The following is a 13,579-nucleotide window of genomic DNA, read 5'->3' as shown; positions in this document are numbered from 1 at the left end:
GACCATTCCGGCGCCCACTCCGCGCGTCCGCCGAACCCGCCGCGCACGACCACTGAAGGGGAGGTTCTCCATGGCCGAGGAGCACACGGACGAGCTCGTCGAGCTGGCCGCCGAGGCGTACGTCTACGGGTATCCGCTCGTCTTCGACCTGTCGATGGTCGAGACGTGTCTGCACAAGGGGTTCGGCACTCTGGCGGCCGCGCCCTTCAACCGTTTCTCCCACGCGGACCGGCTCGCCGACGCCGAGGCGCACTTCGTCTCCGTCAACAACGACACCGTGTACTCGATCGCCCAGCTCGACCTCTCCGGCGGACCGGTCCTGCTGCACGTCCCGGACACCGACGGGGCCTACTACGTCCTCCAGTTCGTCGACGCCTGGACCAACAACTTCGCCTACGTCGGCCGCCGGGCCACCGGGACGCAGGCCGGCGACTGGCTCGTCGTGCCGCCCGGCTGGGCAGGCACCGCGCCCGAGGACGTGCGCGGGGTGATCGACGCTCCCACCACCGTCGTCACCCTCGTCGGCCGCTACGCCTGTGACGGCCCCGAGGACCTGGAGAGGCGGGTCCGTCCCCTCCAGGAGCAGCTCACCCTCACCCACCTCGAACCGGGTGAGCACCGCACCGGTCTGCCGGCCCCCGATGCCGGGGTACCGGCGGAACTCCGCTTCTTCGAGCAGCTCAGGGTGTGGATGGCCGACTTCCCGCCGTCCGCCGCCGACCGGGCCTATCAGGACCGGTTCCAGCCGCTGGGACTCCTGGAGGAGGGGCCTTCGCCGTACGTCCCGGCCGGTTCCGCTCTCGTGCGCGCCCTCACCGAGGGGCTGGCGCTGGGCAAGGAACGGGTGGAGGCGGCCGGCCGGTCGGGGGGCGGGCCCGGGGCAGGGTCCGGGGCCGGTGGAGGGTGGTCGATGAATCCTCATCTGTTCGACTACAACCTGGACCGGTTCGGCGTCGGGACCATCGACTCGCCGGAGTGGAGGATCGCGGACCGGGAGGCCTCCTACCTGACGAGAGCCGTGGCGGCCCGCGTCGGTCTGTGGGGAAACCACGGCTACGAGGCCGTGTACGCGCAGACCTTCCACGACGCCGACGGTGCGCCGCTCAGCGGTGCGCACCGCTACGAGCTCCGTTTCGAGGAGCCGCCGCCGGTCGACGCCTTCTGGTCCGTGACCATGTACGACACCCCGGACTACTTCCTCGTCGCCAATCCGGCGGGACGTTACTCGATCGGGGACCGTACGCCCGGGATCGTTCGCGCCGCCGACGGGTCGCTGACCCTTCACCTCAGCCGGGAGCGTCCGTCCGACCCGGATGCGGCGGCGAACTGGCTGCCGGCGCCCGAGGGGGAGTTCCGGCCCATGATCAGGCTGTACATGCCCCAGCGGGCGGTGCTGGAAGGGGGGTACGAGATCCCCGCCGTCCGCCGGATCGAGGAGGCCGGCCGTGGGTGACGCGATCGGGCAGATGCTGGCTTCGGCCGTGGGCATCGCCATCAGCCCGCTGCCGCTGATCGCCGTCATCCTCATGCTCGCCACCCCGCGCGGCCGGTCCAACGGCATCGCGTTCGCCCTCGGCTGGACGGTGTCGCTCGCCGTCCTGGTGACGGTGATCGTGCTCGCCGGTTCGGGGGCGGACGCCTCCGAGGGCGACGAGGGCCCTGCCACCTGGACGCTGTGGCTGAAACTGGGGCTGGGGGTGCTGTTCGTGCTGATGGCGGCCAAGCAGTGGAAAGGGCGGCCGGGGGAGGGCCAGGACGCCGCGGAACCCACGTGGATGCGGGCGATCGACGGGTTCACCCCCGGCAAGTCGGCAGGGCTGGCAGCCGTGCTGGCCGTCGCCAACCCGAAGAACCTGGTGCTGGCGGTCGGCGGCGCTGTCTCCATCGCCTCCAGCACGGCGGGTGCGGGCGGCAAGGCCGTCGCCGGTGTGCTGATGGTGGTCGTCGCCTCGCTCTGTACAGCGCTGCCGCTGGCCGTCTACCTGTTCGGCGGGGAGCGGTCCTCGAAGGTGCTGGGGGAGTGGAAGACCTGGATGGGCCGGCACAACGCGGCAATCATGACAACGGTGCTGGTCGTCCTCGGCGCCAAGTACATCGGCGACGCGATCAGCGGGCTGACCGGCTGACCGACTGACGGGCTGGCCGGCTGACGGGCGAGCGGGCTCACGGGCGGGCGCGCGAGCGAGGCCTGCGGTGTGTGCGGTGCGCGCTGTGACGTGGACGCGCTGTGACGAGGGCGTGCTGTGACGGGGGCGTGCTGTGACGGGGCGTGCTGGGCCCGGCGTGCGCCGTGGCGTCGGGGGCGCGCCCCGGGCCCTGTCCGGCCGGGGCGTTCCCGTGGTCCGGGACGTTGTCGGTGGCGCGGTCCACACTGGAGACATGTGCCGCAGTATCAAGACCCTTCGTCCGCCGGCCCTCCCCGAAGAGGCGACCGAGGAGGACATCCGCGCCGCCGCCCTGCAGTTCGTCCGCAAGGTGTCCGGCTTCCGCGCCCCGGCCGCCCACAACAGGGAGGTCTTCGACCGGGCAGTGGACGAGATCGCCGAAGCGACCGCCCGGCTGCTGGACGGTCTGGAAGTGCGGGGTGGTGTCAGGACGCCGTAGGTACCGAGACCCGGGCCGCCGCGGCGGCCGCGGCTGCGGCGGGGCGCTTCATCAGGAGTGCGGCGAACGCCCCCGCGACGAACAGGGCCAGCACCGAGAGGGCCGTGCCCAGCCAGCTCGCGCCGAGCCAGGTCGCTCCGAAGTAGCCGAGGCCCACGCTGTAGCCCGCCCAGGCCACGCCTGCCACGGCGGACCACGGCAGGAACTCCTTCACGTCCCGGTGCGAGGCGCCGGCGCCCAGCGAGACGACCGAGCGGCCGGCCGGTGCGAAGCGTGCGATGACGACGAGTGCCCCGCCGCCGCGGCTCAGGGCGGCGCCGAGGCGTTCATGTGCCGAGGTGAGACGGCGCGACCGGGCGATGGCGCGGTCCAGGCGTTCGCCACCGCGCCAGGCCAGCCGGTACGCGACGAGGTCGCCGAGGACGGAGGCGGTGGCCGCGCAGAGGATCAGGGCCAGGACCGAGGGGACCTCGGTCACGTGACGGGCCGCGCCCGCGGCGTCCGCCGCCACACCGGTGGTGCCCGCGGCGGCGGCCGTGGCGGCCGTGATCACGAGGACGCCGCTCGGCAGGACGGGGAGGAAGACGTCGAGGAGTACGGAGAGGGCGACCACGGCGTAGATCCATGGGCTGCCGGTCAGCGCACCGACACTCTCAAGCACCTTCTACTCCCCGATTCGTAACAACGCCGCGACGTCGCAGGGGAGCGGCAGGAGCGGCAGGGACAGCTGTACAGCGTACGCCTGCCGTTCAGCTGGAGATCCCTATATATGCGCGATGTTGGGCATCTCACGTGCGTCACAGGCGTACCGTGCGCTCCCCTGCGGCTCTGCCGGCACTTCTTGCCCCTTTTGACCCGTACCCGCGCCCGCCGGGGAGCGGTTCCCGGCGGGCGCGAGGTCGCGCTGTGGGTGGGTCCGGTCGGTGCGAACCCGTGGGGTGGGTGAGCGGAACGTGTCAGACGGCTACCGGGGAGCTCGGCTCGGGGGCGCGGTCCTGGCCGGACTTCGTGGTGGTGCGGGACGTGAACAGGCGGTCCAGGGCCAGGGCGCCGGGGCCGGTGAAGACGAGCAGCAGGAAGGCCCAGCAGTACACGGCCGAGGGCTCGCCGCCGTTCTCCAGGGGGAAGAGCGCCTCGGGCTGGTGGACCTTGAAGTACGCGTACGCCATGGAGCCGGACGCGACGAGCGCGGCGATACGGGTGCCGAGGCCCAGCACCACGAGACCGCCGCCGACGAGCTGGATGACCGCCGCGTACCAGCCGGGCCACGTGCCGGCGGGTATCGAGCCGCCGCCCATGGCGCCGCCGAGGACGCCGAAGAGTGAGGCGGCACCGTGGCAGGCGAAGAGCAGGCCTACGACGATGCGGAAGAGCGCGAGGGCGTAGGGCTGGGCTTGATTCAGGCGCGCATGCATGGGGGGGAGCTCCTTCGGTCTGGTGGGGACGTGAACCGACTGAGCGCCACAGATTAGGTAGGCCTCACCAATACTTGCAAGTTCAACGTTTTGTCGACTGGCTGAAAGTCGACGGTGCGTCATCGGTCAGTGAGCGACCAAAGGCCAGCTCCAGCAAGGTCCCCGGCCTCCTCGGTTTGGCCTGAACCAATGGCAGCGCGTCTTTCCGGCCACTCAAGGCCGGCGTCGTCAGCTGATTGCCGAACCGGGGCCCGTCCCCTCCTCCACCCTCGCGCCTACGGCGTTCCGGTGGGCCCGTGCCGCGCGAACGGCGTTCCTGGCGGCCGGCCCGCCCCGCTCCGGGTGAAACGGAAGCCACCCCTGAGCGGTGCGGGTGTGGAGTTGCGCGCGGGAGGGCAGGTCAGTCGAGGGTGCGGGCCGTCGACGCGCGGTCGGGGGGCCGGAGCGGACGGGCGGGCGCCGCGACGTACGCATGGTGCACATCGCCCGACAGCGCGCATACCGTCGCCGGGGCCTCCGGCTTCTCGGCCGCGTTCCGGAACCGCCGCTTCGGTCGGCCGGGCGGCTCAAGGAGGACTGCCCAAAGCCCCAGGTCGGAGCGTTGCCGCCGGAACTCGCCGTCGCACGCCCAGCGGCGGTCCGGCCCGTATCGCCCGCCCCGGCGCCGCGCGGTGCCGCACTGCTCCGCGTCGTGGACCGGGGGTGCGAGCGGCCGCGACGGCGGGACGGTGAGCGGGGGACGGTCCCGGGAATCGGGGGCGGCGAGCGCCTTTTCGCGCAGCCGTGCGGCCGCGCGCGGTCTCGTGCGGCCTACTTGAGGGCGGAGCGTCGCCCGCCCTTGTCCGACGAGCGGCAGGGCCGCGTAGCCGTCGGCCACGATCGGCCGTACTCGGCCGAAAATGCGTCGGTGCTCCAGCGGTTACGGCTGGGGCTCTCGGAGGGCACGGCGACGAACCGGCGCACCGCTTCCGTGGGCGTCCGGGGTGTCCGGGGCGTCCGTCGTCCCCTGGTCCCGTGTGGGACGGTTCCGTACGCGACGGCTTCTGTACGGGGCGGCGTCCGGCCCGGAGACGGTTCCCGTGCGGCAGATGTGCGCCGCGGTTCGTGCGGTTGTGGCGGGTTCGTGCGGTACGGAACGACGGGGTGGTCGGGGTGCGGTTCCGGGGCGGGAGGAGGGGCCCGTCCCGGGCGCCGGGGCCGTCGGACGGCCCCGGCGGGGTCACCGGGCGGTCAGCAGCCGTTGAGCACGGACTGCAGGGCCGCCTTCTCGGCCGAGTCGACGGTCAGGTCGTAGTAGTGCTTCACGTGCACCCAGGCGCGTACGTACGTGCACCGGTACGCGGTGCGCGGCGGGAGCCAGGCCGCCGGGTCCTTGTCGCTCTTGGACTGGTTGACGTTGTCCGTCACCGCGATGAGCTGAGGGCGCGTCAGATCGTTGGCGTACGCCTGGCGTTGGGCGTTGGTCCAGCTGGACGCTCCCGAACGCCAGGCTTCGGCGAGCGGGACCATGTGATCGATGTCCAGATCGGATGCGGCCGTCCAGGTGGCCCCGTCGTACTCCGAGTACCAACTGCCGCTGACGGCCGCGCAGCTGGAGTCCTGCGAGACGTTCGTCCCGTCACGTTCCAGGACGACCTCGCGGGTGTTGCAGGCACCCGACTGGGTGATCCAGTGCGGGAACTTGTCCCTGCTGTATCCGGTGGACGAGCCCTCCGCCTTCACGGTCAGCTGGCTCAGATACGTGCGGGCGGTGGATGCGGAGACCGGAGTGGGCATGGCCGCCTGGGCGCTGGGGGCGGTGAGCAGTCCGGTGGTTGCGGCGAGGGCGGCTGATGCGGCGAGGACGGCTATGTGACGCGCGTAGACACCTGACATGCGAACTCCCTTGATGTGGGGGGACTGTGGGCGGTCCGTTGGGAACTGCCCGGCCATCGTGACGGCGCCAGGTTTCTGTGGGGTGGGCGCCAGGTAACAGAGTGGCGACATGCGCACGTCACATCAAGAGGTCTGACAAAGGGGCTCGGGTTACAGGGGCGTACTGAAGTACGTGCGCGGGCGTACGAAACTGAGGGGGCGGCAGGTCCACGGGTGGCGAAGGGCTTTGGCGCACAGCGTGGAAATCGCCTCGTGGCGGGGTTCGGACGTGCGCGGTCCGGGCGCGCGTGGTCCTGGGGTGGCCGCGTGCTGCTTCCGGTCAACATCACTCTGGGCGTCGTCCTGGCCCTGCTGCTCGCGGCAGCCGCCGCCGTCGCCAGGTTCGCCTCGCTCGGCCGGTCGCGCGAGATCGTCGTGGCCGGGCTGCGGGCCGCGGTCTCCTCGCTGATCGGCTGGGTGGTCCACGCCCTTGCGCCGATGTTCGCGTTCATCGCGCTGATGTACGCCGTGGCCGTGTGGACGGCGGGGCGCCGCGTCACGCGAAACCGCACGTGGTGGTGGGCGGCCGTGCCGATCGGGGTGGCGGTCGCGCCGGTGGTCGCCGTGCTGCTGCTCACCGGGCTCGTACCGGTCCGGGGCATCGCGCTGATCCCGGTGACGGGCATCCTCATCGGGGGCGCGCTGACCGCGACGGTGCTCGGAGGCCGGCGGGCGCTGGACGAGCTGTCGACGCGGCGGGGTGAGGTGGAGGCGGCGGTGGCGCTCGGATTCCTGGACCGCGACGCACGGCTGGAGATCGCCCGGCCCGCGGCGTCGGACGCGCTGCTGCCGGGGCTCGATCAGACGCGGACGGTGGGGCTCGTCACGCTGCCGGGGGCCTTCGTGGGCATGCTGCTGGGCGGTGCCTCACCGGTGCAGGCGGGCGCCGTACAACTGTTTGTGCTGGTCGCCCTGATGGCCGTACAGGCGGCAGCCGTCGCGACCGTGCTGGAACTGGTGGCGCGGGGGCGGCTGCACCGCGAGCCGACGGAGGAGCGGGCGGAGGTGCCGGACGCGGTGCGCTGACGCCGCTGCGGCGGTGCGTTCGCGTATCCCTGCGCTCCCGTGTCCCTGCGTTCCCGCGGTCCGGTGTCCCTGCGGTCGTGTCCCTGCGGTTGTGCGCGGGGGTGGGCGGCTGCGCGGGAGCCGGGGCCGTCAGGCGCTGATGTGCAGCACGACCGAGCCGTCCGCCGCCGCTTCCACCCGGATCTGCGAGAGGTCGTCGACGTGGGCGTCGGGGGAGAGCGCCGCCGCGCGCGGACCGACGCCCACGACGCGCATGCCTGCCGCCCGGCCGGCCGCGATGCCCGCCTCGGAGTCCTCGAAGACGACGCAGTCCGCCGGTGCGAAGCCGAGCCCGGCCGCGCCCTTGAGGAAGCCCTCGGGGTCCGGCTTGCTGGCGCCGACGCTCTCGGCGGTGACCTTGAAGTCCGGCATCCGCAGTCCGGCCGCCGTCATCCGGGCGCGGGCCAGTGCCAGGTCCGCCGAGGTGACCAGGGCGTGCGGGAGCTCGGCGATCGCGTCCATGAACGCGGGGGCGCCGCCGATCGGGACGACGCCTTCGGTGTCGGCGGTCTCCTCCGCGAGCATCACCCGGTTGTCCGCGTAGTTCTGCTCCATCGGGCGGTCCGGGAGGAGCACCGCCATCGTGGCGTAGCCCTGCCGGCCGTGGACGACCTTGAGGGCCTCTTCCGGGTCCAGTCCCTGCCGCAGCGCCCAGCGCCGCCAGCAGCGCTCCACGACGGCGTCGGAGTTGACCAGCGTTCCGTCCATGTCGAGGAGAAGCGCGTGGGCGGTGAGAACGGCGGCCGGCATGGGCGGGCTCCAGAGCGGGGGGAAGCGAACGCCGCGGACGTACGGGCGGCGCGGGAGGAGAACAAGTGGCCCCCGCTCGCCGGTCAGGGTGTGCGCGCGGAGGCCACTTTGTTCCATCACGATACAAAAACGTGGCCGGGAAAGCGAATCCCGGCCGGCGCCCGGTCCTCCGCGCTGGTCAGTGGCGCCCCTCGCCCGTCGTGGCCGCCTCCAGCACGCTCCGGGTGTTCGGCCCGTAGACCCCCTCGGGGTCGCCCTCGATGTTTCTCCATATCTGGTACTGGTGCACGGCGTTCTCGACCCGGTCCGTGTACGCGTCGCCGACGGGGCCGGTCAGCACCCAGGCCTCCTGGAGCCGGCGCTGCAACTCGGCCACCTCCGGACCGGAGTCGCCGGGCCGCAGTGTCGGCGCGCCCTGCTCGGGGGGCGGCGCCAGCGCCGGAGGGCTGCTGCTCCCCGTCGTGGCCGCCGGGGACGAGGGTGCCGTCGAGCGTGACGGGGACGCCGACGCGGAGCCGGACGCCGAGGCGGACGGGGACGGCGACACGGACGTGGAGGCCGAGGCCGAGGCCGACGCGGAGGGGGAGCCGGACGCCGGCCTGGACGGCGACGGGGAGGCGGACGCCGGAGCGGAGGCCGGGGGCTCGATGCCGTCCTCGGGGAGGCTGGCCACCGTGGAGGGCAGGGACTGGTCCAGGTCGGCCTCCTGGCTCCTGTCCCCGTTGAACAGCCCGCCCACGAAGGCCGCCGTGCCGACCACCGTGACCACGGCCGCTCCCGCGACCAGCGCCGCGAAGGGCCGGCGGCGGCGCGGTTGCACGGGGTCCGGGCCGGCCGTCAGGAGGGCGGTGCCGGCGAGGTCCGCCGCACCGTCCGGGGACGTCGTGTCCGGCAGCGGGCCCGGTCCCGCCGGATCCAGGAACAGTGGCATCGTCGTCGCGGCGTCCCCCTGCTGCCCGCCCGGCGTGTGCGCCTCGGCGGGGCCGGAGCCGGCCGCCACCGCGTCATCGCCGCCCAGTGTCACGTACGGCCGGATGCGCAGCGGGTTGAAGTTTTCCGCCGCCGCCATTTCCGCCGACCGCTCGGCGTGGTGCTGTTCCGTGAGGCGCTGCCGCTCGGCGGCGCGTGCCAGGTCGTCGGGACGGCCGGCGGTCTGCCCCGCCTGCCCCGCCGCGAAGGCCGCGCCGTAGCCGGTCCGCTCCGCCGCGAAGGCCGCGCCGTGGCCCCCCTGCCCCTGCTCCCGCCCTTGCCCTTGTCCCGTCACGCCGTGCTGCCCGGTGTCGTGCCCCGGTCCGGTGCCACCGTGGGCCGCGCGGGGAGCGCAGGCGCAGTGCGGGCCGGTGCCCGGTCTGTTGTCCGTACCGCACTCCGGGCATATATGTCCGGTCATGGTGGGTCCCCTCCCCTTTGAACTGCCTGCGATTATGCAGCCCGCCGCCAGGAAGCCCAATCATGGCGGCCCTCGGCAGGCCATAACGGTGCACAACGGACAGGATGGGGGAGTAGCGGATCCAAGGAGATGTTCTATGGCCCAGCAGTTGAGCCCTCCGGCCCCGGCCCCCGGCGCCGACCGCTCCACGCGGTCGGTCCTCGTGGCCATCGGCGCGCTGCTTCTCGGCATGCTCCTCGCCGCACTCGACCAGACCATCGTCTCCACCGCGCTGCCGACCATCGTCAGCGATCTCGGTGGTCTGGAGCACCTGTCCTGGGTGGTCACGGCCTATCTGCTGGCATCGACCGCCGCGACCCCGCTCTGGGGCAAGCTCGGTGACCAGTACGGGCGCAAAAGGCTCTTCCAGACCGCCATCGTCATCTTCCTGATCGGCTCCGCCCTCTGCGGCATCGCCCAGAACATGCCGCAGCTGATCGGCTTCCGCGCCCTTCAGGGGCTCGGCGGCGGCGGGCTGATGGTGCTCTCGATGGCGATCGTCGGCGATATCGTCCCGCCGCGCGAACGCGGCAAGTACCAGGGGCTGTTCGGAGCGGTCTTCGGTGCGACGAGTGTCCTCGGACCCCTTCTCGGCGGTCTCTTCACCGAGCACCTCAGCTGGCGCTGGGTCTTCTACGTCAACCTTCCCATCGGTGTCGTCGCCCTGGCCGTGATCGCCGCCGTGCTGCACATCCCGGTCCGCCGGACGAAGCACACCATCGACTACCTCGGCACCTTCCTCATCGCCTCGGTCGCCACCTGCCTGGTCCTCGTCGCCTCGCTCGGCGGCACCACCTGGGCCTGGGGATCGGCGCAGATCATCGGCCTCGCCGCCCTCAGCGTGGTGCTGCTGATCGCCTTCGTGTACGTGGAACGGCGCGCGGCCGAGCCGGTCCTGCCGCTGAAACTGTTCCGGATCAGGACCTTCGCCCTCGTCGCGGTGATCAGCTTCGTCGTCGGCTTCGCGATGTTCGGCGCGATGACCTATCTGCCGACGTTCCTCCAGGTGGTGCACGGCATCACGCCGACGATGTCCGGCGTCCACATGCTCCCCATGGTGTTCGGTCTGCTCATCACCTCGACCGTGTCCGGCCAGATCGTCAGCCGTACGGGCCGCTGGAAGGTCTTCCCGATCGCCGGCACCGGTCTCACCGCGATCGGCCTGCTGCTTCTGCACCGGCTCACGGAGACCAGCCCCACCTGGGAGATGAGCATCTACTTCTTCGTCTTCGGTGCGGGCCTCGGCCTGGTGATGCAGGTCCTGGTCCTGGTCGTGCAGAACGCGGTCTCGTACCAGGACCTCGGCGTGGCCACCTCGGGCGCGACCTTCTTCCGTTCCATCGGCGCCTCGTTCGGTGTCGCGATCTTCGGCACCATCTTCACCAACCGGCTCACCGACAAGCTCGGCGCGGCGCTCACCGGCCGGCCGCTGCCGCCCGGGGTCAGCGCCGAGGGGCTGGCCGCCGACCCGCGCGCCATCGGCCAGCTGCCGCCCTCGCTCCAGCAGCCCGTGCTCCACGCGTATTCGACGTCCATCACGGATGTGTTCCTGTACGCCGCCCCCGTCGTCCTGATCGCCTTCCTCTTCGCGTGGCTGCTCAAGGAGGACAAGCTGCGCGGCTCGGTGACCGCCCCCGATTCCACCGAGACGCTGGCCTCGAACCCGGTCGAGCGGTCCTCGTACGACGAATGCGCGCGCGCCCTCTCCGTCCTCGCCACCCGAGAGGGCCGCCGCGAGGTCTACGAGAAGATCACCGAGCGGGCCGGCTACGACCTCCTGCCGGCCGCCAGCTGGATGCTGCTGCGCATCAAACGGCACGGCACCGTCGAACCGGCCCGGCTCGCCGATGTCGCCCCCGTACCGCTGCGGGTGATCAGCGACGCCGCCCGCCAGCTGGAGGAGCGCGGTCTGGCCCGCCGGGTGGGGGTGCAGATGGTGCTCACCGAACCGGGCGCCGAAGCCGTCGTGAAGCTCGCGCAGGCCCGTGAGGAATCCCTGGCCGAGCTGCTGGGCGACTGGTGGGGTCCGGACCGGCCGACCGACCTGGTCGCCCTGGTGTCGGAACTGACGGCGGAGACCAGCGGGTCGAGCAAGGAGCGCCCGCACAGCCCGGAGCCCAAGCGGGACCACGCGGCCGGACACCCGCACGAGCGTCCCGTCTGAGCGTCCTGCCCGAGCCTCCTGAGCGTCCTGCCCGAGTCCTCCCTCGCCGCCCCGCCCGGGCGTTCTGCCCCGGTGTCCCGTACGGGCGCCCCGCCCGGGCCTCGCGCTACGCCTACAGCTCCTTGGCGAACCAGTGCTCGGCGTAGGCGCGGTGGTGGAAGGCCGGGACCTCGCGGTAGCCGTGCTTCGCGTACAGTCCGCGCGCCTCGACGAGGTCGGCACGGGTGTCGAGCCGGAGCCGCCGCACGCCGAAGGCGCGCGCCAGGTCCTCGACCGCCGCGAGCAGCAGCCCGCCACCGCCCGTGCCGCGTGCCTCGGGGCGTACGTAGACCCGGGTCAGCTCCGCCGTGTCCGCGTCCGTCACGAGCAGCCCGGCGCACGCCGCCGCACCACCCCGGAAGCGGCCGACGACGAACTCGCCGGTCGGCGGGACGAGGCGCTCGGCGCCGTCGTCGGTGAGCCCGTCGTCGATCTCCGCCGCGGTCGCGGGGCGGTCCCAGTAACGGCCGGCCACCTCGGCGTAGTAGTCCCGGCGCAGCAGGGAGGCGTCCGGGGAGTCGAAGCGTTCGGGGCTCATGGTCCAGGTCATCGCGTCATTCTGGTGTGCGCCCTGCCGCGGGGAGAAACGATTTCGGTGCCGCTGGTGCCCACCGGAGGCGCGGACGCCGCGAGGAGTACCGTCCCGCGCCTCACCCGACGTACGCATGTCCAGGCCGCCGGCCCGGGAAGAGCCCGGTTCCGGCATCGGCGGAGAACCCGTTCTCACCTCAGCGGCGGTGGCACGGTCACCGGCGGCGGCGGTGTCACCGGCCGCCTCCCCCGCGCCCGCAGCACCAGCAGCAGGGCCGCGGCCACCACCACTGCCGCACCGAGCAGCGTCAGCACCCAGGCCGGGAAGCCGCCCACCGTCAGCAGCCTGTCCCGGTAGTACGTGGTCCGGTACGGGGTGTCCGAGGCGGCCGCCCGCAGTTCGTGGTCCCCGTCGATCAGCGCCGGCCGGGGGAACGACTGGTCGATCGCCGTGACATACACCGGCTTCCCGCCGGTCAGCGCGTCCAGCGCCCCGTACGCGCCCTCCTCCTGGCCGGTGTCCACCCGGCCCGCGTACCTCACCACGGGCGGCAGCCCGCCGATGGTGCCGCTCGGCTCCATGCGGTGCGCGGCGAGCACGTACAGACCCAGGGACTGCGGCGTCGCGGCCAGCCGGGACAGGCGCATCGGGTAGACCAGCCGGTCGCTCGCGAAACGCAGCCGCAGCGGATCGAGCTCGCCGCTCAGCGGGCCGCCGGACTCCTCGGGGGCCAGGCGCACGGCCACGTACTCCCATTTCTGCTCGACGTACGGGCGCAGGGCCGCGGCGAGCCGGTCCGGCAGCTCGAAGCCGTTCTCCTTCAGCCAGTCCTCAAGGGCGGCCGGGTCGGTCGCGGCCAGCCGGGCCACGTCGAACGGGCCGAGCCGCTCCCGGCCCACCACCTCGACCGGCGCCGCGGCCGAGGGAGCGGCGGCGCTGTCCCCCGACCCGTGGTGCGAACCACCGAACGGCCAGTCCTTCGCACGTGGCCAGAAGTAGTGGCGGGTGGCGGTCACCGGTGCGGTCAGGGTGTCGAGCTCGGAGAAGAGCGAGGTGTCACCGAGCTCGACCGAGGCCCGGTGCGGCACGGGCATGATCCAGGCGGCCTCGGGGGCGTTCCCGCGCACGGTGAGGCGCATCACAATCTGTTCGGTGCTGCCGTCCCAGCCGACGACGGACGTCTCCCGGTCGACCGACACCCGGGAGTCGCGGTGCACGACCATCGCCCCGCAGCCGCACGCGTACGCCGGTGCGATCAACGAGCCGAGTTGGGCCGCGAACACCAGCATGACCAGGGACAGCGCACGGAGTGCCCACCCGCGCGGCCGAGACCGCACCTCTCGATTTCTCCCCGTCCACCGCATGTCCCGTGTTCCTCCCCCGTAGTCACCGATCAGGGGCTCAGACGTGCGGGTGGCCCCACCGGTTCCGGCCGTCCCGGCCTGTCCGCACTGCACAGCCGAGCATTCTTTCGGATAAAAGCGGGATGACAGTCAGGTGAAGAGGGGGTGATTGTGTCTACCTCATAGGGCAATGCGAAGGTTTCACAGCATGCCGGACAGAGAACCGGCACCAAACGTTGGGAGGGTCGGCGCAACGTGGCGAACGCGGAGCACAGTGTGCGCACAGACGCGGCGACGGGAGCGAGGACCGGGGCTGCCCGCGCC

General features: G+C 72.4%; 13 protein-coding genes. 5 read left to right on the top strand and 8 right to left on the bottom strand.

Annotated elements, in window-relative coordinates:
* The first annotated feature begins 70 nt into the window (after positions 1–70).
* The 3 genes from ACZ4LX_RS29440 to ACZ4LX_RS29430 all read left to right on the top strand — a co-directional run bounded on the left by ACZ4LX_RS29440 (position 71) and on the right by ACZ4LX_RS29430 (position 2,604).
* Positions 71–1,453, top strand: a complete 1,383-nt coding sequence (locus tag ACZ4LX_RS29440) for a DUF1254 domain-containing protein (protein WP_467641841.1) — start codon at positions 71–73, stop codon at positions 1,451–1,453.
* Positions 1,446–2,126, top strand: coding sequence for a GAP family protein (locus tag ACZ4LX_RS29435; protein ID WP_467641839.1), 681 nt, complete (start codon positions 1,446–1,448; stop codon positions 2,124–2,126). The genes ACZ4LX_RS29440 and ACZ4LX_RS29435 overlap by 8 nt, the downstream gene beginning before the upstream one ends.
* 253 nt (positions 2,127–2,379) lie before the next feature.
* Positions 2,380–2,604: a DUF2277 domain-containing protein gene (locus ACZ4LX_RS29430; protein WP_326662624.1), complete on the top strand. Its 225-nt coding sequence runs from the start codon at positions 2,380–2,382 to the stop codon at positions 2,602–2,604.
* Here ACZ4LX_RS29430 and ACZ4LX_RS29425 read toward each other — a convergent pair.
* From ACZ4LX_RS29425 to ACZ4LX_RS29410, 4 genes are all read right to left on the bottom strand, one after another.
* Entirely contained in the window at positions 2,591–3,265 is a 675-nt protein-coding gene (locus tag ACZ4LX_RS29425; protein ID WP_467641836.1) for a DedA family protein, read from the bottom strand. The genes ACZ4LX_RS29430 and ACZ4LX_RS29425 overlap by 14 nt on opposite strands.
* Positions 3,266–3,560: 295 nt before the next feature.
* Positions 3,561–4,019 carry a DoxX family protein gene (locus ACZ4LX_RS29420; RefSeq protein ID WP_467641833.1) on the bottom strand — a complete coding sequence of 153 codons (459 nt, stop codon included), beginning with the start codon at positions 4,017–4,019 and terminating at the stop codon, positions 3,561–3,563.
* Positions 4,020–4,419: 400 nt separating this feature from the next.
* Positions 4,420–4,896 (bottom strand): hypothetical protein, encoded by a 477-nt coding sequence (locus tag ACZ4LX_RS29415; protein ID WP_467641830.1) that lies wholly within the window; start codon positions 4,894–4,896, stop codon positions 4,420–4,422.
* 353 nt (positions 4,897–5,249) lie between these two features.
* Positions 5,250–5,894 carry an HNH endonuclease family protein gene (locus ACZ4LX_RS29410; RefSeq protein ID WP_467641829.1) on the bottom strand — a complete coding sequence of 215 codons (645 nt, stop codon included), beginning with the start codon at positions 5,892–5,894 and terminating at the stop codon, positions 5,250–5,252.
* 306 nt (positions 5,895–6,200) lie between these two features.
* Here ACZ4LX_RS29410 and ACZ4LX_RS29405 point away from each other — a divergent pair, with 306 nt between their 5' ends.
* Positions 6,201–6,959 carry an ABC transporter permease gene (locus ACZ4LX_RS29405; protein WP_467641826.1) on the top strand — a complete coding sequence of 253 codons (759 nt, stop codon included), beginning with the start codon at positions 6,201–6,203 and terminating at the stop codon, positions 6,957–6,959.
* A gap of 129 nt (positions 6,960–7,088) precedes the next feature.
* On the opposite strand, the gene ACZ4LX_RS29400 is transcribed toward ACZ4LX_RS29405, so the two are convergent.
* Positions 7,089–7,748, bottom strand: coding sequence for an HAD-IA family hydrolase (locus ACZ4LX_RS29400; RefSeq protein ID WP_467641823.1), 660 nt, complete (start codon positions 7,746–7,748; stop codon positions 7,089–7,091).
* Positions 7,749–7,926: 178 nt separating this feature from the next.
* Positions 7,927–9,138 (bottom strand): peptidoglycan-binding domain-containing protein, encoded by a 1,212-nt coding sequence (locus ACZ4LX_RS29395; protein WP_467641820.1) that lies wholly within the window; start codon positions 9,136–9,138, stop codon positions 7,927–7,929.
* A 136-nt stretch (positions 9,139–9,274) separates the two neighbouring features.
* Between ACZ4LX_RS29395 and ACZ4LX_RS29390 the strand changes: the two genes are divergently transcribed.
* Positions 9,275–11,341, top strand: a complete 2,067-nt coding sequence (locus ACZ4LX_RS29390) for an MDR family MFS transporter (RefSeq protein ID WP_467641818.1) — start codon at positions 9,275–9,277, stop codon at positions 11,339–11,341.
* 112 nt (positions 11,342–11,453) lie between these two features.
* Here ACZ4LX_RS29390 and ACZ4LX_RS29385 read toward each other — a convergent pair whose 3' ends face one another.
* Both ACZ4LX_RS29385 and ACZ4LX_RS29380 read right to left on the bottom strand, forming a co-directional pair.
* Positions 11,454–11,930 carry a GNAT family N-acetyltransferase gene (locus tag ACZ4LX_RS29385; RefSeq protein WP_467641815.1) on the bottom strand — a complete coding sequence of 159 codons (477 nt, stop codon included), beginning with the start codon at positions 11,928–11,930 and terminating at the stop codon, positions 11,454–11,456.
* Between the two features lie 173 nt (positions 11,931–12,103).
* On the bottom strand, positions 12,104–13,201 hold the full coding sequence (locus tag ACZ4LX_RS29380) for a DUF2330 domain-containing protein (RefSeq protein ID WP_467641812.1): 1,098 nt from the start codon (positions 13,199–13,201) through the stop codon (positions 12,104–12,106).
* Between the last annotated feature and the right edge of the window lie 378 nt (positions 13,202–13,579).

Source organism: Streptomyces sp. NPDC026062, from assembly GCF_055568375.1.
This window is presented reverse-complemented; position numbering and strand designations above follow the sequence as displayed.

What these genes read in the sequence shown, in the direction of transcription:
- ACZ4LX_RS29440 (WP_467641841.1), top strand. Translation starts at nt 71, where the DNA reads ATGGCCGAGGAGCACACGGACGAGCTCGTCGAGCTGGCCGCCGAGGCG.
- ACZ4LX_RS29400 (WP_467641823.1), bottom strand. Translation starts at nt 7,748, where the DNA reads ATGCCGGCCGCCGTTCTCACCGCCCACGCGCTTCTCCTCGACATGGAC.
- ACZ4LX_RS29380 (WP_467641812.1), bottom strand. Translation starts at nt 13,201, where the DNA reads ATGCTGGTGTTCGCGGCCCAACTCGGCTCGTTGATCGCACCGGCGTAC.
- ACZ4LX_RS29395 (WP_467641820.1), bottom strand. Translation starts at nt 9,138, where the DNA reads ATGACCGGACATATATGCCCGGAGTGCGGTACGGACAACAGACCGGGC.
- ACZ4LX_RS29430 (WP_326662624.1), top strand. Translation starts at nt 2,380, where the DNA reads ATGTGCCGCAGTATCAAGACCCTTCGTCCGCCGGCCCTCCCCGAAGAG.
- ACZ4LX_RS29420 (WP_467641833.1), bottom strand. Translation starts at nt 4,019, where the DNA reads ATGCATGCGCGCCTGAATCAAGCCCAGCCCTACGCCCTCGCGCTCTTC.
- ACZ4LX_RS29390 (WP_467641818.1), top strand. Translation starts at nt 9,275, where the DNA reads ATGGCCCAGCAGTTGAGCCCTCCGGCCCCGGCCCCCGGCGCCGACCGC.
- ACZ4LX_RS29385 (WP_467641815.1), bottom strand. Translation starts at nt 11,930, where the DNA reads ATGACCTGGACCATGAGCCCCGAACGCTTCGACTCCCCGGACGCCTCC.
- ACZ4LX_RS29410 (WP_467641829.1), bottom strand. Translation starts at nt 5,894, where the DNA reads ATGTCAGGTGTCTACGCGCGTCACATAGCCGTCCTCGCCGCATCAGCC.